Raw genomic sequence first — 21659 nt, forward strand, 5'->3', positions numbered from 1 at the left:
TCCAACTGTTTTGATCTGGAAGTAGCTTCTTGAAGTCACTTTCAAGTTATTTAACCAAGGCTACGTAAGAAGAAGCGCATTTCCAGTCCAAGCGCCTCTGGAGCCCGCCCCAGCTTCGGAATAAATGGCGGGGAATTTAAGCTTCACTGATGGAATCCTTCATCGAAATTTCAACGTTTGAAGCGCTCCCGCCGTTTATTCCGAAGCGGCCAGTCAATCCCCCTTGGGGGGCGTAGGCCGAAGCATAGACTGGAAATGCGCTTCTTCCCCCCACAACTGCTCCGAATAAAAAGCAAAAAAATCCCCCTCAAATGAGGAGGATTGATTCTTTACGCTTCTTTTGGCAACACAATTCCACGATAAAGCTGAACCGTAATGTAATAGTAAATCGCATAGATCACAACGAAAATCAGTGTTGGAATCCAGATGTTCAGATACGGATCCAAAAGGATGAACGAGAACATCTCCATGCCGATCAATACGTGCATCAGACCGATGATCGCCGGGAAAATGAATACCATGAACAGCTCTTTATAGATCGAACCTACGAGCAACGATTGACGTACGCCGATTTTTCTCAGCATGCTGTATCGGTCTTTGTCACGGGAAGCACCGGACAAGATTTTGAACATCAGGCAGCTCGCCATCATCGCCAGGAAGGCAATTCCGAGGAAGAAGCCCATAAACATCGTCCCGCTTGTGAAAATATACATGCCCGAATACGTGCTGTATTTGGAAGAAGTGTATACGTCTTTCGCTTCCACATTTGTGATAGACCCAATCAATTGCTTTTGGCGTTCATCCATTGCTTTAAATTCCTGCGTGTATTTCAAATAATCGTCTACTTGGGCAAGGAGAACCTTGTGTTCACTTCCAGCGGTTTGCTCATACGTCGCCTGATCCACAACCAGTACAGACTTGCCCTCAATCATCTGGTAGTTGATAAAATTGGTAGATATCCCTTTGTCCCAATCCTCAGGAACAGCATCGTATTTACCGTTGTCTTCTTTTGACGCACTAATGATATACGTCTCTTTTGGAAGCGGATCTGCCACAAGTTTTGGCTTGTTGTCAGCAGAGTAATTTTGAGTGCTGTTCGTGGAAATCAGCAGCGGATTTGCCAGCAAGTCTTCCTTCAAGTAGTAATACGCCTTGTCGTCGACTTTGTATCGATACGTATTTTGCTCCAGGACGTTCATTTTTTTCAGTGCCTCATAATCCGCTTCAACCGGATCATGCAGATTCACGTCATACACATGGAACACCGTGGTAAACAAATTGACGTTTTGCTGGAAGGCCAAGCCCCCTGCCATCGCCCCGACACCAAGCCCGATCAACATCGCTACTGTACCGAGGATTTTGGTCAGGTTATTCACCCGAAAACGCAGCTGAGCAAAGGTGAATGCGTTCAACTTGCTGTCATTCAGCTTTTTATTTTTCTTCAAAGCCTGTACAAGAACTGGCAGCAACGAGATGAAAATCAAGTACGTCCCGATTGTGCATGAAATAGCCCCGACGATAAAGCCGAGTGCTTGCAGGTACATGATCAAGTGCAAGCATGTATAGCCTAGAGCCAACAGGATAACGCCAAGGATAGCGACCAAAACCGCTCCGATTCCTTTTGACTTGATTTGGTCATTTTGCTGCTCCGCACGGATGAGAGCGAGCTCAGTAGCACGAGCCAAACGAGTCGCATTGATCGTGGATGTGATGATAAACAGAATGAGGAAGAATCCCCATGTCACCCAAACCGCTGGCAGATAAAAAGGATAGTACCCATCTGTTGAAATCTCCAGCAAGTTCATGAGCAAGACGCCGATGCCGCTTGCAAGCGCAATACCAACCAGACTACCGATCACCAGGGAAAGGATCCCCATCGTCAATGTTTCCAGGAACAAAATCTGGCTGATTTTCCCCTTCTTCGCACCTAACACCATGTACATTCCGAGCTCTTTGCGCCGCAGCGAGAGTAGGAATGAGTTCGCATAGAAGATATAGAAAATCGTGATAAACGCCAGCAGGAATGCCCCTACATTAAAAACGATCTGAATCGAAGAGATCATCGAGTTGTTTTTCGTGTAATCTGAATTGAGAGCAAGCGTCTGGAACATGTAAAAAATCGAAATCGAGATGACCAGACCCACGAGCAGAACCAGATAGTCCTTCATCATCTTCCGCATACTGGACAAGGATAGCTTTAAAAGCATGAAATGTTACCTCCTAGCGTACATCATGTGATGCACCTAGCTCGGCCAGTACATCCAGAATTTGTTTGAAAAATTGCTGACGATCCCCCGTACGTTGAATCTCGGTGTACAGCTTGCCGTCCTGAATGAACAAGATACGTTTGCAATAACTCGCAGAAAAAGCATCATGCGTAACCATCATGATTGATACTTGGTGGTTCTCGTTCAAATCTGTCATCGTTTCCAGCAAGCTTTTCGCATTCTTCGAGTCGAGGGCACCCGTCGGTTCGTCCGCCAGCAAAATCGCAGGATCATGCACAAGTGCGCGTGCTGCTGCGGCGCGTTGTTTTTGTCCCCCGGAAATTTGAACCGGATATTTTTGCAAAATCTCTTCGATCCCGAGTGTTTGTGCTACCTTACTTACTTTGGTGCTGATTTCTTTGGAAGGGACACCTTGCAGAGACAGCGGCAATGCAATGTTTTCATACACAGACAAATTCTCTAGCAGGTTGAAATCTTGAAAGATAAAGCCGAGCTTTTGCGAGCGAAAATCTGCGAGCTGATTACGCTTCATCTGTGTAATGTTCGTTCCCGCAATTTCAATAAAGCCTTCTGTTGGACGATCCAGTGTGGAAATCACGTTGAGCAGAGTCGTTTTACCCGAACCGGATGGCCCCATGATTCCCACGAACTCACCTTTGTCTATGGTCATCGATACGCCTTTTAAGGCATGCGACTGGCTTTCACCTTTTGTCCCATATATTTTTTGAACGTCTTTCACTTCTAGTACAGCAGCACTCATTCTACGTTCCTCCATTCTATCTATTGGTTAGCGTTCGTTGTTTCGGTCGCTATTAACTGTAACCAAATTCCAGAATAGGAGCTATTGATGTTCCTTACAGTTATCTTTACATTTTGTAAGGTTTATTACGTGAGACGAAAAAAAGCCATCCGGGAAGCGATGACTTTTCTTGTGATCTATTTTTTGCTCTTGTTCTCTTCATGTCTTTTGATCAGCATATCTACGAACATATCAATATGTGCTGTGATCGCGATTGGGTCATAGCGATAGAATGTATCGTAGTCGTTGTAGAAAATCTGATTGTTTTTGGCAGCAGGTGTAGCATTCCAGACAGCGGACTCCTGTAAGGTTTTCAAGGCTTCACTATTCTTTTCCGGGTTGTAGAAAGTCACGAACATGTAATCTGCCGCATATTCTGGCAGGGTTTCCATGGACAGCTGTACGGTTTGCTCTTTTGCTTTGCCTGCGTGCGGCATTTTCAGCTTCAATGCATTGTACACCGTTTGACCACCGCGCCCTGCGTTATCGCCGAAGATCCACAAATCTCCTTTGTTGGTCAACTCGTAGAGACCGACAGTCGCATTCTCATCCACGATGCCTTTCAGCTTTTCGCGACCCCAGGCAGCCTTCTTGTCAAAGTCTGCAATGAACTTGTCTGCCTTTTCTTTATCGCCAACCACTTCTCCGAACAATTTGACCGTATCGTAAATGTTTGTCGCCGTACCGTACGGGAGATAAACGGTTGGAGCGATTTTGGACAAGGCTTCATAATTGTCATCATACATGACGACGATGAGGTCAGGAGCGAGCGCTAACGTTTTCTCCACATTGATCCGCGGGCTGCCTACGTCCTGCGCATTTTTTAATTGTTCAACGGTAAACGGGCTTTTGAAAGCTTCCGTCTCTGCACCGATTACATTTCCGCCTACTGCAATCAACTCGCCTGCGTAGTAGTCAGTCACAATGCGTTGTGGCTTGTCGGGAATTTGAATCGTCCCTTTGGGTGTTTCGATGCTGCGCATTTTGTTCTCAGAAGGAGCTCCTGTAGACTTGTCAGCTGGCTTGGAAGCAGAATCCGTCGCGGGTGCTGGCGTTGCCGTATTTGCTCCACCGCATGCCGTCAAAAAAAGCGAGAACACAAAAATGACAGCAAGGACAGCTTTTACTGTTTTGTTCGTAAGCATGATGAGCCTCCCTTATGTACGTTTGTAAGGTAAATGTAAGGAATGACCTTATCGATATTGATTATCATTATCGTCAAAACTATAGCAAAGAGTATTCTTACTGTCAATCGCCCGAGCTTTGCGAAAAAAGGCAAAAAAAATCCCTTTCTGAGAAAGGGATTAGTTGCCGGAACGGCTTTGTTTGATCATATCGTCCATCTTTACAAAGGTGTAGCCTTTGCTTTTCAGGCTTTCCAGTACAATCGGAAGCGCCTCAATCGTGTGGATGTCATCGAGCATATGCAGCAAAATGACACTGCCATTTTTCGTTTTGCTCATGACGCCATTTACAATATCTTGGGCGCTGTTTTTCTTGTCCCAATCCAATGTGGTGACATCGTACAACGCAATGACCTTGTATCCTGTGGCTGCAATCACTTTGGCTGTATGGTCGTCTACTACGCCAGTAGGCGGACGGAACAGCATGACAGGCTGCTGTTGGATCGCTTCGGTTATGACCTGGTGTGCTTTGACCACGTCCTTCTGCAATTCTTCCGTTGTCAGCGTCGTTATGACCGGATGGCTGTAAGAATGGTTTGCTACATCATGACCACTCTCCACCATCGCTCTCGCCAAATTCGGATTGTTCTCCACCCCTTTTGCCCGTAAAAAGAAGGTCGCTTTGACATTATGCTCTGCCAAAATGTCTAATAGTTTCGTTACGGTTTTGTCGCTTCCCCAGTCGTCAAAGGTTAACGCGATCTGTTTTTTATTTGTGTCGACCTGATAGACGAGCTCGTACTTGGCATTTTCGAATTGTGGATTCAGTTTGGCTGCGTCAAAGCCTGGTATTTGTTCCAGCGGCTTGCGTTCACCGCCGTTTTTCACCATCTCACTGAGCGGGACAAACTGGTAGCCGATATCCGCTGCTGCCTTGGCGATCAATGGAATGGCCGGAATCACCTCAGGATTGATGTCCGTATTGAGCGAGATAATGCTGCCCCTAGACATGTAGCGAGCTATGTAATCTCCGATGGTTTTTGCGTCTTTTTGCAAATCACGGTCCTTCGGGTTGATCGTGTAGCTGACGACCGCTTCCATCCCGAGATGGGCGGCTGCCAAACGAACATCATCTGTCACATCGCCAGATTTGGTTCTCACATAGCGAGGCGAAATACCCGTTTCGCGTTTGATTACCTCATTACTCAACTGAATCTCCCGATAGATTTGCTCGTAGCTGAGCTTGCTCATGTCCAGCTGACTCAGTGTGTTGTTTTGGATTTCATGACCGCGGGCCAAAATGTCCTTGGCGATGTTTGGCTCCTCGGCGACACGCATGCCCGGGAGAAAAAAGGTTGCTTTGATCTTATGAGCATCTAGCTGCTCCAAAAGACTTTTCATCATTTTATCGTCGCCCATGCCGTTAAACGTCAGAGCTAGTTCCTTGCGCCCCGTGTATACATGAGACAGCGCCTTGCTTTTTTCACCCGTGTATCGCGTGATTTTCTGTTCCTTCTCTATCTTCTGGCGCTCAGTGGATTCATCTTTGCTCGCAAACATCGAGCATCCGGAGAAGAGCACGACTGTCATGAGCAGTGCAATCCCTTTGCGCAGTTTGGTGGATATAATCATTTATTACTCCTTATCCTATCATTGCTTTGATGTCGGGATTATGAAAAAGTTAGAGGCATTGATTTTTAACTCTCAACTTCCATAGCTAAAATTATACTCTGTTTAGCAATTTTGGTAGAGTAGATAATCCTACCATTTTATAACAAAAAAGAGGCGGATCTGCTCCGCCTCTTTTTCTTCCCTATCTACTTACTCCTGAATACTCACCTTGCCGCCATCCGCAAGCAGCGTCTGTCCTTTTACCACGACTTTATCTCCATTCGCTAAGCCGGATACTACTTCAATCAATTCGCTTGTCGAGTTGCCCGTCGACACTTCCACTTGCTTGGCTGTTTCCCCTTCCAGCTTGAATACGTATTGTCTGCCTTCACGCTCAAATACCGCCTTGCGAGGAATGACCAGTGACTTCGCTCCTTCTGAACCTTGCGGGAAGGTAACATTCACGACCATATCGGACTTCAATTCATTAGAAGCATTTGGAATCGTGATTTCTACTGGATAGGCTTTGAGCTGCGAATCCATGACGGGACTAATCGCCGTTACTTTTGCATCAATCGTTTTGCCTGTAGACTGCACGTTTACTTTGACGCCTGTTCCTACTTTTACTTTCGTCACATCTGCTTCGGACAAATTCGCTTTGACCACAAGTGGATTCGTTTTGACGACGGTCACAATCGGTTGCTGGCCTGCCATCTGCCCTACTGCTCCGGTCACGCTTGCGACAAATCCGTCGATTGGGGAGACAACCGTTGCATTCGCCAATTGCTCTCGAGCATTTTGCAGTCTGACCTCGGACTCCGTTACGCTCGCTGCCGATACTTGCACACCTGTTTTTTGTTTCGCGCTTTGCAGCTTCTGCTTTGCATTGTCATAGGAAATCTGGGCTTTTGTGAGCGTTGTATTTGCCTCTTCCATTTTCTCAGCAGCAATCGCTCCCTGAGCAAACAGCTGCTGATTACGTTGTTGATTCAGTTTTGCGTCAGCAAGCGCTCGTTCTGCTTCCGTCAAATCATTTTGTGCTTCCACCAAGCCTTGGTCAGAGGTGCTGCCTGCTTGGGTTAAGTTCGCTTTTGCCACACGGAGAGCTGCTTCTTGTTCTCTTACGCTGTTTGACAGCTCATTCGTATCGAGTGTAAACAATAATTGACCTTTTGTTACGGGCTGACCCAGCTTTACGGGTAGAGATTTAATTTTCCCACTGGTTTTTGGTGACATTTGGACTTCTTCACTCGGTGCCAATTTTGCAGTCAGCCCAGACTCAGATGTGACCACGCCTTGTGCCACCGTTGCAACCTGTACAGGGGTAACTGTTTCTTCTGGTGGGGCAGCAGTAGTCGCTGCATCTTCCTGGCTTGCGCAGCCTGTGATCAAGGTAAGGGAAAGTAGCGCCACAATCGCGATTCTTTTATTTATGATCATGAATCGTTCCTCCTCTTTTCTCATGCATTTGTCGATTCCAAAGTGGTAAAGGTTTTCTTTTCCTGCTTTTCCTTACGTTTATTGCGTCTCTTCTGCCCCATCTCGTCGAACCATACGGTAACCACAGGTACGAGTATGAGCGTGATCATGGTGGAGAAAATCAAACCATACATGACGGTAGTAGCCATAGGCGCTTGCAGTTCTAGACCAGACCCTGCCGCAACGGAGAGCGGAGCAATGGCCATAATCGTCGTGAGGGTTGTCATCAAAATCGGACGTAGACGAGCAGGTCCTGCATGTAAAATCGCTTCATGTAACTCCCAACCTTTTGCACGCAACTGATTGATCAAATCGATTAACACAATCGCATTGTTCACGACCAGACCGATCAGCAAAATGTACCCGATCAAAACAGATACGGTAATAGGCGTGCCTGTAAACAAAAGCCCCAATATGACCCCAGTAAGGCTCGGAGGAACCGAGAACATGATGATAAATGGACTGAAAAGTGATTCAAACTGAGCAGCCATGACCATGTACACAAGCACAACGGACAAGACAATCGCGAGACCCAAATTCACAAAAGAATTCCCCATATCCTCGCTCTGGCCGCCCATTTCGATAGTGTACCCGTCCGGAACATTCAGCTTATTGATGATACTCGTAATTTCCGTCGAGGCCGCTTGCAGGTTATCCCCGATCCAATCGCTTGTGACCGTCACTTCGCGCGTCATGTTTTTGCGCTCAATCGATGGTGGTACATCGACTTTGCTAATGGTCGCTACGGAAGTGAGGCTGATTTGAGCGCCCGTCGGCGTGGAAATGCGCAGGTTCTTCAAGTAATTGATATCTTCCTTATAGTCTTCCGGCAGCTTGAGATTGATATCAATTTCATCTTCGCCCGTACGATACTGGGTAACCGTTTGACCTTGGAAGGAAGTTCGCACAGCAGAAAGGATTTCATTTGTTGTCAATCCGTACAAGCTCGCCTTCTCTGTATTGACCTTCACATCGAACTCCTGACTCATTTCCTGAACACTGGTAGATACGTTCATCGTTCCCGGTACCTTGGCTATTTCCCCTTTCACAATCTCGCTCAGTTCCGTTAAGACGTCCAGATCATCTCCGCGAATTTCAATCGAGATGGCTGCTCCGCCCCCCATACCACCGGAAAGGGATTTCACCTTGATATCTGCTCCTGCAATATGCTTGACTTGCTCTTGCAGGCCCACAGCAATTTCCTCTGTCGATCGCTGTCTCGTAGAAATCTCTCCTACATGCAGTTCGATCGTTGCGTTATGAGAAGTAGATGCACCGCTCTCTGAAATACCGTCGCCACCCCCGACCGAGGACTTGACCAATTTCTTTTCTGGCACTTGATTGACCACTTCTTCTACCTGTTTCATGACTTTTTCTGTTTCCGTCAAGACGGTACCCTTTGGCAGCTTGATCTCTACCTGGATTAATCCTTGGTCCATATCTGGGAAAAATCCTGCTCCGAGAGATGGAACTAGCATCAATGAGCCAATCAACATGGCAAAAGCAGATCCAATCACCGTTTTTCGATGACACAATGCCCATTTGAGCACCCTTTGATAGCCTTTTTCTACTTTGTGGAAACCGATATTAAACCAGATTAGCGGATTGAAGCCTCGATAGTTTTCGTGATTCGTATGCTCCGGTACTGTTTTTAACATGCGAGCACTCATCATCGGAACCAGCAAGAAAGTGAAAACGAGGGCGGCGATGTGTGAGAAAACGACCGTCAAAGCTAATGGTGCGAACAGCTCAGCAACAATACCCTCTGTCAGCGCAATCGGTAAGAATACGCAAATTTGTGCCAATGCGGATGCCATCACCGCGGTTCCTACTTCTTTGGAACCGACCAATGCCGCTTCCATCATACTCTTGCCTTGTTCCCGCTGACGGAAAATGTTTTCCAGCATAACAACCGCGAAGTCCACTAATGATCCCAATCCGAGTGTGAGACCTGCCAGGGAAATCAGGTTGATTGTTTGACCTGTCATATACATCAAGAGGAAGGTCGAAATGATCGATACAGGCAGGACAATGACAGCAATGAGCATAGACGACAGACTGCCCAAGAAGAAGAACAGCATGAGTACGCCAATGGCACCACCTGCAAGAGCATGCACTACCGTGTTGTCAACGGAACTCTGGATATATGTAGAGGTATCGAAAACGATACTGGTTTCTACATTTGCTGGAAGCGTGCTATTAATCTTCTCCAGCTCAGCCTTTACGTCTTTTGCGATTTTGATCGTATTGCCGCCGGTGCCTTTCATCACGGCAATTCCCAAGCTTGGCTTTCCATCAATGTAGCTCAGCTCGGTCACTTCTTTGATGGTGTCTGTTACGTTGGCAATATCACTCAATCGGATGAAGCTCCCACCGACAGAGATCGGAGTGAGCGCAATGGTGTCCACATTGGTGAACTCCCCTTGCACGCGAATACTGGTCTTTGCGTCACCTTCTCGTATCGCACCAGCTGATCCGGATACATTGCTGTTTGCTAGTGCTGCCTTAATTTGATCCAATGTCAATCCATAGGCGGCTAGTTTGGCTGGGTCCACGATGATATCGACAATTCGCTCTTGCCCACCAGTGACAGTGACAGAAGCAACACCGTTAATTCGTTCCAAGCGAGACTTAATCAAATCATCCGCGATTTTTTTCAGTTTATTGACATCTTGATCCCCAGTTACAGCCAAATCAATGATCGGCTGGCTTGTCGGATCAAATTTTAACACCCTTGGTGAACCAGCTGATTCAGGCAAGCTCCCTCGGACAAAATCTACTTTATCTCGCATATTCAGCGTGGCTTGATCCATGTCTGTTCCCCACTTGAAATGGAGGATGACCGAGGAGGAGCCATTAACAGAGGTTGATGTGACCTTGTCTAAATTCGGAACCGTGCCTAATGCATTTTCGATCGGCTTAGTAACCAGCTTTTCTACCTCAGCTGGAGCCGCCCCCTCAACAGAGGTAACAACTACAGCGACCGGAGAAGTCAGCGATGGCATCAATTCAATAGCCAAGCGCGGAAAGGTAACCAAGCCAAAAATGAAGATGGCTACGGATATCATAATCATCGTGACCGGACGTTTAATGGACAGCTCTGATATATTCAAAATTTTCTCACCTCTTTGTTTGTAGGGAGCTCAGCGTATCAGCTCAGTATTTCTTTTTCCAAAATAAGCGCGCGCAAGGAATGCAGCGATGCAGGTGTACAAGCACTTCCTTCTTGTCCCGCCCAATTCGCTGGTACACGCTCCGTCAATGCTGCCCACACAATTCTCCGATCCGATTTATCACGAAATCTGCGCACCAAGTTCATCTGTTCCAGCCGACTGATTAAACCTGAGGTCGTACTATACGAAAGATCAATCGCCTTGCTGATTTCTCCCATTGTTTTCGGGCTTATCGCGATTTGCTCCAGAATGAGAACTTGTTGCCAGGTAATATCACTTGAATCCAATGCTTGCATGGAAAGTGTGGAAAACACGGTGCTCGTATCCCGTAGAATCTTCGCTAACTGAAATAGTTCGTTCATAAAAGCCTCCTACCCATTGTCTATTTTTCGTCTATCGTTTGGGGCGTTCCCCTCTACAAATCACATTGTACTTATACGATTCGTCCCCGAAGTCTATCGGATAGTTAATTTCTGGATTTTGATTTTATCTATCCAGAGATAGAAGACCGTACACCCGGAGATAGACGACAGCGCATGCTAAAATGAAACTATAATGGGTATGTATTCCAAGAAAGGAGGTTGTCTTCTTGAACGCTTCAACTGCATCTTTACGCTCCCGTTTTCTGCTCATTTGTTTTTTTGTATTGATCTCATTTTTTCTCATTCCAACTGCTTACTTGCATGAACCCACCATTCCCTTTATCATCTCTCTGATCATCATCTTCTGCTTCCTGATGATGTTTCTCAGGCCCAAACAAAATTGGAAACCTTTTCAAAAAGACATCGCCATTATCGTTCTTGGTACCGTGTCATTTATAAAAGTTCTATATGTAGGAGAAGAGATCGGTCTATCCTTGCCATTGGTAGCTTTTATTGGATATCACATTCTCGAACGCCGAGCATTGTACTATGCGACTTTTTTTGGCGCATGCTCCTTTTCTTTCATGTACTTTCATGGAGACTATATTTTTGAGGAGGTAATAGGCTATATCGTGGCCTATATCGGATGGTATATCGGCGCACGAGGATTATCTCTTCAAAATCAAGCAAAGGAATCGAGCCAGCAGCATCTTAAACAATTGCAAGAGGCGCATGTTGAACTCCAGGAAGCTCATTCTGAACTTCAAGCAGCCTCTGTGAATACACTTCGTGCCGCTGTCCTCGAGGAGAGGACCAGAATCGCCCGCGATGTTCACGACGCCTTGGGACACAGTCTCACATCGTTAATCGTTCAATTGAATGCTTTGAAATACATGCTGCAAGGAGGACCGAGTGACGCACAGGAGGCTGTCCGAGACATGCTTACGGTATCCAAGCAAAGCCTCGATGATATACGCTCGTCTGTGCATACATTGGCTGCTGACAAATCCTCTCTGGGAATCACACCGCTGCGTATACTCTTATCACGAGCCCAACAGCATACCGACATCAAAATGCAGCTGATCAGTCCCAATCCAGATATTCCTCTATCACAGCAGATGACCATTACGCTTTACCGGATTCTCCAAGAAGCTATTACCAATTCCATTCGGCATTCTGATGCAACAGAGATTTTCATCACGATTGAAAAAAAGCATAACTACCTATTCCTGGCTATTTGGGACAATGGGAATATTACGAATCATCATCAAATCAAACTGGGCTCTGGTTTAACAGGTATCGCAGAACAAACCAAGCAATTAAACGGAGACCTTTCCTATTCCATTCGAGAGCCCCACGGCTTTCAAATTGACATCAGCTTTCCGCTTTGATAAGCAAATCACGATATATACGGAGGAATGCCAGCATGGTAAATCAAAACAAAAAAGAGACCATTCGTGTGGTCCTGGTCGATGACCAAACGATGATCCGTCAAGGATTGGGGTATGTCATAAAAATGCAGAAGGATATGGAAGTAAGCGGGGAGGCTTCCAATGGAGAAGAAGCCGTGAAGATCGTAGGAGAAATCATTCCTGATGTCGTCTTAATGGATGTACAAATGCCGAATATGTCAGGAATCGATGCAACCCGAGAAATCACTCGACTCCATCCTTCGATAAAAGTGTTAATCCTCACAACATTTGACACGTACGATTACATCGTAGACGGTATTCGCGCAGGTGCTGTCGGCTACATGCTAAAGGATTCCGATTCACAGGATATGTTGGACCTCATTCGCAGGGCCCATCAGGGAGAGGCACTGTTCTACACGGCTACAGCTGCCAAGGCTCTAGCGGATGCGCTACAGTTTCAACAAAAGAATCACGAGTCTGCCTCTCATCCTGACTCTGATGCTGACTCTGCTCTTCCCCCTCTTGTCATGTTGGATCAGTTGACCGATCGAGAGCGGGACGTACTTGAGCAGCTATCCTACGGCAAACGGAACGATCAAATTGCGCAGCATTTGCTTATCTCAGGGGGAACCGTCAAGACGCATATCCATCGGATTTTGCAGAAAATGGGCGTAGAAGATCGTACACAGGCAGTTGCCAAGGCGATCCGGTATAAAATCGTGAAGTAATGTAGGAATAGACTGCAGCTATTCCACACCCCGTACCTTTCCGATCTCCACTTCCAACAACGGCAATTTTCTGCCTGGGAAAACGGTAGACACGATTTCTCCTACTCGCTTTGCCCCTCTCGACAAGTAAAACGGTTCTGCGTACGGGTCGCTGTGGATGGTGATGACTGGGATATCCAGCTTTTGTGCCACCTCCACCATATGCTGCCACAGAGCCTTTCCGTAACCTTTTCCAACTGCCTCTGGTTCCATGAACAAAAAGCCTAATAGCCATTGCTCTTGCTCTGCATCCTTTTCCAGACTCATGAAGCCTTTGATGCTGCCCTCATCCTCTAACACATATACTTCATGCGTCTCGATATACGCAGGTGATAGCGTCAGGTCGTCACGACAGGACTCCATGAATTCATCACTGTATCCCCAATAAGCTTTGGAGCGATACGCTAGCTCGCTCAGTTCACTTGCTTCTTGTCCTTTAGCTCTGCGGATGTTCATTTGAGTCCATGCCCTCCTTTTCTACGATATCCGATAGACGTTGTTTGATACCCCCTGTACAAACACCACCATGATAGGCAATCACAGTCTCTATGTCGAACGCGAGCAGTTTGCGGATCGATTGCAGAGCTGTCGTTTGATCTGGCGTGAATTCGGGATTGAAAGGCATCACTACCCCATCTTGTGCTGTGAGGGCGTCACCTGAAATCAACGTCTTGCTCGGAATATGATACAAAGAGATGTGATCTGGGGAATGACCGGGGGTATAAATCACCTGGATACCGCCACAGTAAGGGAGAACATCGCCATCCTGTACGGCATGATCCACTTTTACCGGAGGAGCCAGTAGCCCGCTTTTAATTAAAGGTGTTTCTCCAGCCAGATACGGAATCGCTACCTCGTGAGCAACCACCTGTACGCTTCCTTCCGCTGCTGCTATCATTTCAGGCAAGCTGCCGATATGATCCCGGTCTTGATGGGTAATGATGATTTTCGTCAATTTTTCAAAAGGAATCGCTTCTTGCGCCAGTACGTTCTGAATCAGCTCCAATTGTCCAGGGATGCCTGTATCCACAAGAATGGCTTCATTCTCATCCCATAGCACTGCGGTGTGGACGACAAATGGATTGCCTCCTACGTTCATCTCCAGTTTGATCGTTTTAATTCCTTCTGTTTGGGTCAAATCGGACACCTCCAGCATTTGCTCGAATTTGAATCGTATGAATTATTCCTCAAAGGCAGACTAGAATCCTTTCCCGACCTACTCTGTCAGCAGATTCGTTTGCTCACAAAAAAAATGGTCATCGCAATGGACGACCATTTTCCCCTCTTATTTTGCTTCCTTTTGACGATAGACTTCCTTCCCTTCAACCAAGGTCAGCACGACTTTCGCATCCTTGATTTGAGTGGCCGGAATTTTAAACAAGTTTTTATCGAGCACGATGAGATCTGCCTTCTTGCCTACTTCGATCGAGCCTGTGATGTCGTCCACGTGGTTGGCGTAAGCACCATCAATCGTGAAGCTGGCGATCATTTCCGCAAGCGTCGCACGCTCGTCCGGGTTGGCAATTTTGCTCGGATCGGTTACACCGTCCTCGATCCGGGTAATCCCTTGTTGAATGCCGTGCGATGGATTGAATTCTGGCGTTACGATGTAGTCAGACGAAGAAGCTACATGCACCCCTTTATTCAGAAAGCTCTTCATCGGGTATTCTTTTTCTGCGCGTTCGCGACCCAAGTACGGTACTTCGATCTCATCGTAGTAGCCCTCTTCCTGCATAAACCAGAACGGCTGCACGATTCCGACTGCACCCAGCTTTTTGAAGCGCTCGATATCTGTTTCATTGACCAGTTGCAAGTGAACGAGCGAGTGGCGAGCATCATGCTTGCCATTTTGTTTTTCAGCGAGCTCCATACCGTCCAGTGCAATACGGGTAGAAGCGTCCCCGATGGAATGGACGTGCAATTGGAAGCCTGCCTTGTCTACTGCGGCAGCTGTTTGATTGTAAACCTCTTGCTTCCAGATTAATTCTCCGTTTGTTTCCTTATGGGCATACGGCTTTTCCAAGTAAGCTGTGGCGCCTTCTACGACACCATCCAAGAAGATTTTGACAGCGTTCACCTGGAATAGCGGGTTTTGATTGCGCTCACGGATTTTTACGAATTCTGCGACCTGCTCAGGTCCTTTTTCCGGATTCGCTGTCAATGCATTGCGGAAGCGGATGGTCAGCTTGTCTTCTTTCGCGAGCTCCTCGTATGCTTCCAGTACGTTCGGATAGCGCAGCATATCCGGGTCGCGCACTGTAGTTACACCGCGTTCAACCGCTTTTTCTTGGTAGGCTTCAATTCCGGATTTGTATTGCTGTACGGTGTATCCGCCGATTTTTGCCAGCACCAGATCCATTGCGCTTTCACGCAACGTTCCAGATGGTTCTCCTGTTTTCGGATCCCGCTCGATAATGCCGCCCTCAGGGTTTGGCGTGTCCTTCTTGATTCCGGCCAGCTTCAATGCTGCCGAGTTCACCCACAATGAATGTCCATCATCCGAGGTCAGCGCGATTGGCGTCGTTGGAACGATTTTATCCAATACTTCCTTGCGAGGACCGATGCCAGGCACTACCGGATTGCTCCAGCCGCGTCCTTGCAGTGTTGGTTCGTTTGGATGCTCTTTTACGAATTTCGCGATGGTCGCAACATATTCCTCGACAGAGCCTCCGTCAAACAAATCAATGGAGTAAATAAGTCCCGTCGTTTTGCTCGCATGCGTATGGCTGTCAATAAAGCCCGGCAACACCATTTGGCCTTTCAGATCGATTACTTTCGTATCCTTGCCGATGTGTGCTTTCGCATATTCATCTGCGCCGACAAAGACGATTTCATCACCGCGAATGGCCACTGCCTCTGCCCAGCTGTTCTTTATGTCCACTGTGTAGACCGCGCCGTTGGTTAACACGACATCTGCTGGCTGTTTCGTCCCTTGCGCGGCAAAAGCAGACATCGGGCTCATCAGCGCTGTGGCTAGCAATGCGCTGGTTAATTTTTTCCCAAACACGTTAAAATCCCACCTATCTATTTATCTAAGATGAAAAGAATGCCAAAACTGATTGTAGCATCGCAACTCTGAAAATTCCATGAAATCCGGTCGAAATCGATCACATAATGACCACCTGAATTGGTCAAATTGGTAAAAGGTTAATTTGACTCTCCTCCATGAGTCGATGTATACTCATAATTGTTTTAGGGGGTAAACATTTAACTCCATATATAATTAAGCAATAAAAACAGGAGAGGGTACTATGCAAAGCCAAGTCAATTTTGAAGAACTTTATATACAACTCCAACGAAAAATTTCGGCTGAGTCACACAAGCGTCTAGACCCGCTCGTGTCAGGATCACAAGCCATGCTTTTGCGAATTCTAGATATGAACGGTCCGCAGAAGGCATCTTCTATTGCAGAACGTATGAATATTACCCCCGGAGCCGTTACGAGTCTCGCTGATAAATTGATTGCTTGCGGCTATGCCACGAGAAACCGTGACAGTACGGATCGCCGCGTCGTGCAACTGGACATAACCGATCAAGGAAAAGACATCCTGCGGCAATACAAAGCCGTGGTGAGGAGCACGATTGAACAGTTTTTTGCAGGCGTATCTGATGAAGACAAGCAACACTTAGTCCGCATCTATCACCAGGTTCTGAAGAATATAGAGCAACAAAGAGAGGAGCATCAAGATTGCAACAACTGACAGAGAAAAAGAAAGTGACGATCATGATCGCGATTATTACAGCCATGTTTTTCGCTGCGATCAACCAGACTATTATCGGGGTTGCCATGCCGCGTATTATCTCAAAGCTGGGTGGCATGGATTACTATTCGTGGGCGATTACGATTTATTTGCTGACCTCAACTGTCGCTTCTGTGCTGGTTGGGAAGCTCTCCGATATCTATGGAAGAAAACCATTTATTTTGACGGGTATCGGATTGTTTAGTATCGGGGCCTTGTTATCCGGGTTTTCCACCGATATTTTTCAACTGATTACGTATCGTGGCATTCAAGGGGCGGGTGCCGGGATCATCATGTCCACTGCTTTTACCGCCATGGGTGATCTGTACGAACCTCGCGAGCGCGCAAAATGGGGCGGAGTCATGAGTGCCGTCTTCGGAGTTTCCAGTGTGCTCGGTCCTCTGATGGGCGGCTATATCGTCGACCATCTCGACTGGCACTGGGTGTTCTGGATCTTCTTGCCGATTGGCGTAATTGCCTTTCTGTTGATCATGATTCATTTCCCGAAGGTACCGAAGCAAGAAGGAGAGTCTGTCGACTACTTCGGCTCGCTGTTCCTGACGCTCACCATCGTACCGATGCTGCTCGCCTTCTCATGGGCGGGTAATGGTCCGGGCAAATACGCTTGGGGCTCGTGGCAAATCATTGGTTTGTTTGCCGCCACCATCGTTTCGTTGATCGTGTTTATTATGATTGAGATGAAAGTAAAAACGCCTGTACTTCCGCTGGGTTTGTTCAAAAACAGTATTTTTACTGTCTCCAATCTGGTCGGATTCTTCCTCAACGCGGGGATGATGGGCGCAATCATTTATGTGCCGTTCTTTGTCCAAGGGGTCAAAGGCATCTCTCCGACGATGGCTGGTTACGTGGCGATGCCGATGTCGATTGCCTTGCTCGCGACCTCCGCACTCGCCGGACAAATCATGACCAAGACGGGAAAATATAAAAAGATGGCACTGGGCGGACTTCTCGTCATGACCTTGGGCATGGTGCTGATGTATTTCATGTCCCCAGCTACACCGATTTACTTGCTCGTGATCTACATGATCATTCTTGGATTGGGGATCGGGATTGCGATGCCAGTCTTCTCCTTGACGGTGCAAAATGCAGTCGCACCACAGCAACTAGGTGTCGCTACAGCAACATCGCAGCTCTTCCGCAACCTCGGTGGGACCATTGGAATTGCTGTCATGGGAACCGTCATGAGTGCCAGCATGTCTGCGAAAATGACGCAACTGTCGGGAGCCATGGGCCAAGGGAACAATCCCGCAGCAGCCGACCCTGCTCTGGCAGAGAAGCTGTCGCTCTTTACGAATCCGCAAAATTTGTTGGATCAGCCGAAAATTGAAGCCACGCTGGCTAGTCTGCCACCGGATCTGCAGCCTCTGTTTACTCACATGCTGGATATGATCCGGGAAGCGATGAGCTATGGGATTACGACTACGTTTTTGACTGGGGCGATTGTAGCGGGTGTCGCTGTCATCATCGCGCTGTTCCTGAAGGAAATTCCACTGCGTAGTGGGAAGGACATGGGGAAAAAGCCGGAGGGCGAAGCAGGAAAGGCGTAAAAAGGGAAAGGAAGAGGCACTTGTCCTCTTCCTTTTTTTCATGGTGTATGAATGCACAGATCGACATACTACAGCTCCGCTCTTCCCGTTCGGATCGCATACGCATAGTCTCTGCGCCCGTTTTCCTCTGCTTTTCTGGCTGCCTGCTCGAAGTCATACGGAACCAATACATGCTCCACAAGCCACGAGCCGCCTTGTTGTTTTACCGTGACGTACTTGGCATGGGGCGTCTTCGATTCCATCGAATGCGGGTACGGCGCTTCCTCAAAATACGCTGGCAGCCCGACACTCCCCGGGTTTACCACGAGCTTGCCATCTGGGAGCCATACAGATTTGGGCACATGAGAGTGTCCGCAAAAAATGACTTTCTGCTGGATGCCTGTCAGCTCGATCATCAAAGCGTTTGGGCTTTTCTCGTCAATCCCGTACGGAGCCACACTCTCCAATAAATACACATCATCAGCAAAAGGAGTTCCATGGCAAAACAACAGATCGTCATACGTCCACTGCTTTTGGAATGACCCGATCCAGCTGAGCATTTCTTGTGTCAGCAGTGGCTTCACGTATTCGAAGGTGATGGACTCCATTTGCTCTTCCAGTAAATATCTGTCACAATTACCCATGATGTGGGTGATATGAGATCGCTCCATTAAGAGCTCTGCCGTCTTGATCGGATCAAGCGGTCCAAATAAGGTGTCGCCCAAATTCACAATGGTTTGAATGCCGCGGGAATCAATGTCGCGCAGCACTGCTTCCAATGCATAGGCGTTGCTGTGTATGTCGGAGATCACCGCGATAGCATGGTTGATAGGGTTCAAGGTCGTTTACTCCTTTACGAATTCGAAAGCATGTATTCTTATAGTATTACCGCAAAATTATGTAGATTTCCTGCTCCAAACTTATAATGACAGCATACATGCAATCCAAGAGGATGCCCTTCTTTATGTACAGCGGGGCATCCTCTTCCTGTACAAATTTGCATTTTCATAAAAAAAGTTTGAGAGGGGTTTCTCCTTCTCATCGTCTATAGTAATGAACACCAAAAAGGAAAGCTGCGCAGCACCTTTTTGCAAGGAGGTAACAAACATGCAGGACGATCGAGAGGTCATTGCGGAGGTTCTTCAAGGAAATAAAGAGGCTTATGCTCTGATCGTCAATAAATACAAGGGAAAAGTCGCTTCGATTCTTGGGCGCACACTCCACCATGCTCATGATGCCGAGGACATGGTGCAGGAGGTTTTTATCAAGGCGTACTACAGTCTGCCAGATTACAAGCCCAACTATTCCTTCTCTGCCTGGCTGTATCGGATCGCAATTAATCGCGGAATTGACGAGCTGCGGAAGCGAAAGCGGATGCCCTCTGTAACAGAGATGGATCTCGAGGTAAAAGACGAGTGTCCGATCCCGGAGGAAGATTATCTGGTAAAAGAACAGCAACAGGCGCTGCGACAGCAGATGATGGCACTGGGCAAGGACTACAGGAAGATTCTCGATCTGCATTATCTCCAGCAGTTAAGCTACCGGGAGATTGGCAACAAACTATCTTTGTCCGTAGATACCGTAAGAATGCGCCTTTCCTATGCCAGGAAAAAGCTGCGAGACCAGCTAAGCAAGCCGGAGAAAAAAGGGGGTACCCCACTTTGAATTGCCTTACGCAAAGACAGCTGATCGCCTACATGGAAGATCGTTTATCACCAGTGAACAAAAGAAATATCGAAAATCATCTCGAGCATTGCTCAAACTGCCAGCACCAGCTGGAGCAATGGATCGATGAGCTGCACCAAACGGAAGAACCAATGTGGGAAAACTCCCTCTCAGCAAATATGGATCAAAAGATTATTCAGATGCTCTCCCCTCATCCCGTGAGAGTATTAAACCCTGCTACCCCTTCACACCAACCACCATCGTGGAAAAAAAGGAGTATCACCATCATGAAAAGAATGAGTATAGCCGCCGCTGCATTAACCATCGTTGTTTCGGGAGGAATGCTGATCTCCCCAACCTTTGCTGGATATGTCAATGCCGCTTTTACCAACAACCCGCTCGCCAAGACTGAGCCTGTAGCGCCTGTGAACAACAGCTTTTTGCAACAAATAGCGGACAAAGGAATTGCTCAAGCAGCCAAGAATGGGTTTGCTCAGTCCGTTGATGTAAGTGCGACAGATCAAGGCCTCACTTTTACCGTGCATGAAGTGGTCGCTGACCCGTTGCGTATTAGCATAGCAGCTTCTTTAAAAGACAAGAACGGCAAGGCATTAGACAGCTTCATGTCGGAAATGGTGAGTAGATCTATCAGAGAGCCACTTATCACCATTAAAGACAAACAAGGGAACATCCTTACACCCTCTGAGGAAAAAAATGCTCAATACCCCAACAAGCCTTGGCACGTTTCCATGTATGCCGAACAAGGTGTCATGAACTTGGATCGCGAGCTGCGAAGCTATTTTGATGATATAAGCAAGGTTCCAGACGAGCTGATCGTAGAGTTTAACATCAAGCAATTAGACGACATCAAGGGGAATTGGAATCTGTCCGTACCTGTAGATATGAAAAAAGCAAAAGCTGCAATGAAGACGCATGAAATTAACAAAGCCTACACGACCCCGCAAGGACTCAAACTGAACGTCAAACAGATTACGTTTGCGCCAAGCGGAGTGGAGATGGTCATTGATCGAACCCTTGCTCCTAGCGAGAAAAACGCATACAGCTATGAGCTGGTAGACGAAAAGGGCAAAGTGGTAGCTGCTTGGGATTCGACTTCGATTATTCATGAAGCCAGCAAACGAAACAATTTGATCAATGATGTGAAATGGGAACATACCCAATCCACCAAAAGTGGAGCAAGAGACTTCCATTACTTCTATCCAATCGACGAAAGCCAAAATCTCACCTTCAAGCTCGGGTCTGTATATACAGAGGAAGCCGCTGAGCTGAACGCGAAATTGGACACCAATCGCCTCGAGAAGAAAGAAGTCATCACAGCGGAAGACCAGGGAGATCAGTTTACTTTCAAAAAATATCAAAAGGATCCAAACGCGGTCGTTGATTTTGAAGGCTATGACGGGTATCACCGCGTAAATGACGATGGGTCTACCACCAAAGTGGAGGGCTACCACCTGACATTCGAGGCAACTCTCTCTCCAGATACTGCAGCTATGGGTCCCTATCAATACTGGACCATTACAGACGAGGCTGGGAAAAAGTACGAAGACGCCAACTACTTGATCGACAAGACTGAGTATGAAAATGGCCGGGCGATTTTTGGCGGTTCCATCTTCTTGGAAAACCTCACATCCCTGCCTAAACAACTGATCATTACTTCCGAGAAACGCATGGTTGAACACAAAAATGTAGAGTGGGAAGTACCGATTTACGCCGGAAAATAAGAGCTCTTCA

General features: G+C 47.2%; 17 protein-coding genes. 6 read left to right on the top strand and 11 right to left on the bottom strand.

From position 1 onward, the window contains the following. Positions 1–329 precede the first annotated feature (329 nt). The 7 genes from FB479_RS18890 to FB479_RS18920 all read right to left on the bottom strand — a co-directional run bounded on the left by FB479_RS18890 (position 330) and on the right by FB479_RS18920 (position 10776). On the bottom strand, positions 330–2207 hold the full coding sequence (locus tag FB479_RS18890; RefSeq protein WP_142066328.1) for an FtsX-like permease family protein: 1878 nt from the start codon (positions 2205–2207) through the stop codon (positions 330–332). A gap of 13 nt (positions 2208–2220) precedes the next feature. Next, positions 2221–2988 (bottom strand): ABC transporter ATP-binding protein, encoded by a 768-nt coding sequence (locus tag FB479_RS18895; protein ID WP_142066329.1) that lies wholly within the window; start codon positions 2986–2988, stop codon positions 2221–2223. Positions 2989–3164: 176 nt separating this feature from the next. Continuing rightward, positions 3165–4172 (bottom strand): ABC transporter substrate-binding protein, encoded by a 1008-nt coding sequence (locus tag FB479_RS18900; RefSeq protein ID WP_142066330.1) that lies wholly within the window; start codon positions 4170–4172, stop codon positions 3165–3167. 159 nt (positions 4173–4331) lie between these two features. Further along, a complete protein-coding gene (locus FB479_RS18905) occupies positions 4332–5783 on the bottom strand; it encodes a polysaccharide deacetylase family protein (protein WP_142066331.1) in 1452 nt (483 codons plus the stop codon). Between the two features lie 189 nt (positions 5784–5972). Further along, positions 5973–7202 (bottom strand): efflux RND transporter periplasmic adaptor subunit, encoded by a 1230-nt coding sequence (locus FB479_RS18910; protein ID WP_142066332.1) that lies wholly within the window; start codon positions 7200–7202, stop codon positions 5973–5975. Positions 7203–7222: 20 nt separating this feature from the next. After that, positions 7223–10354, bottom strand: coding sequence for an efflux RND transporter permease subunit (locus tag FB479_RS18915; protein ID WP_142066333.1), 3132 nt, complete (start codon positions 10352–10354; stop codon positions 7223–7225). A 38-nt stretch (positions 10355–10392) separates the two neighbouring features. Further along, complete coding sequence (locus FB479_RS18920; RefSeq protein WP_142066334.1) at positions 10393–10776, bottom strand: MarR family winged helix-turn-helix transcriptional regulator; 384 nt, start codon at positions 10774–10776, stop codon at positions 10393–10395. Between the two features lie 227 nt (positions 10777–11003). Between FB479_RS18920 and FB479_RS18925 the strand changes: the two genes are divergently transcribed. Further along, a complete protein-coding gene (locus FB479_RS18925; protein WP_142066335.1) occupies positions 11004–12167 on the top strand; it encodes a sensor histidine kinase in 1164 nt (387 codons plus the stop codon). Positions 12168–12202: 35 nt separating this feature from the next. Beyond that, on the top strand, positions 12203–12916 hold the full coding sequence (locus FB479_RS18930; RefSeq protein ID WP_142066336.1) for a response regulator transcription factor: 714 nt from the start codon (positions 12203–12205) through the stop codon (positions 12914–12916). Positions 12917–12934: 18 nt separating this feature from the next. On the opposite strand, the gene FB479_RS18935 is transcribed toward FB479_RS18930, so the two are convergent. The 3 genes from FB479_RS18935 to FB479_RS18945 form a co-directional block, all read right to left on the bottom strand. Then, positions 12935–13411, bottom strand: coding sequence for a GNAT family N-acetyltransferase (locus FB479_RS18935; protein ID WP_106652353.1), 477 nt, complete (start codon positions 13409–13411; stop codon positions 12935–12937). Continuing rightward, a complete protein-coding gene (locus tag FB479_RS18940) occupies positions 13392–14093 on the bottom strand; it encodes an MBL fold metallo-hydrolase (protein WP_142066337.1) in 702 nt (233 codons plus the stop codon). Before FB479_RS18940 ends, FB479_RS18935 begins: the two co-directional genes overlap by 20 nt. A 147-nt stretch (positions 14094–14240) precedes the next feature. Beyond that, entirely contained in the window at positions 14241–15962 is a 1722-nt protein-coding gene (locus tag FB479_RS18945; RefSeq protein WP_142066338.1) for an amidohydrolase, read from the bottom strand. 244 nt (positions 15963–16206) lie between these two features. Between FB479_RS18945 and FB479_RS18950 the strand changes: the two genes are divergently transcribed. Continuing rightward, positions 16207–16656, top strand: coding sequence for a MarR family winged helix-turn-helix transcriptional regulator (locus FB479_RS18950; RefSeq protein ID WP_255438451.1), 450 nt, complete (start codon positions 16207–16209; stop codon positions 16654–16656). After that, positions 16644–18263: an MFS transporter gene (locus FB479_RS18955; RefSeq protein WP_106652349.1), complete on the top strand. Its 1620-nt coding sequence runs from the start codon at positions 16644–16646 to the stop codon at positions 18261–18263. The genes FB479_RS18950 and FB479_RS18955 overlap by 13 nt, the downstream gene beginning before the upstream one ends. 68 nt (positions 18264–18331) lie before the next feature. Here FB479_RS18955 and FB479_RS18960 read toward each other — a convergent pair whose 3' ends face one another. Next, positions 18332–19081: a metallophosphoesterase family protein gene (locus FB479_RS18960; protein WP_142066340.1), complete on the bottom strand. Its 750-nt coding sequence runs from the start codon at positions 19079–19081 to the stop codon at positions 18332–18334. A gap of 268 nt (positions 19082–19349) precedes the next feature. On the opposite strand from FB479_RS18960, the gene FB479_RS18965 reads away from it, so the two are divergent. Both FB479_RS18965 and FB479_RS18970 read left to right on the top strand, forming a co-directional pair. Further along, on the top strand, positions 19350–19907 hold the full coding sequence (locus FB479_RS18965) for an RNA polymerase sigma factor (RefSeq protein ID WP_142066341.1): 558 nt from the start codon (positions 19350–19352) through the stop codon (positions 19905–19907). Further along, positions 19904–21649, top strand: a complete 1746-nt coding sequence (locus FB479_RS18970; RefSeq protein ID WP_142066342.1) for a DUF4179 domain-containing protein — start codon at positions 19904–19906, stop codon at positions 21647–21649. The genes FB479_RS18965 and FB479_RS18970 overlap by 4 nt, the downstream gene beginning before the upstream one ends. Positions 21650–21659 lie beyond the last annotated feature (10 nt).

Origin of the sequence: Brevibacillus sp. AG162, assembly GCF_006715575.1 — a bacterium.
Taxonomy (GTDB): Bacteria; Bacillota; Bacilli; order Brevibacillales; family Brevibacillaceae; genus Brevibacillus; species Brevibacillus brevis.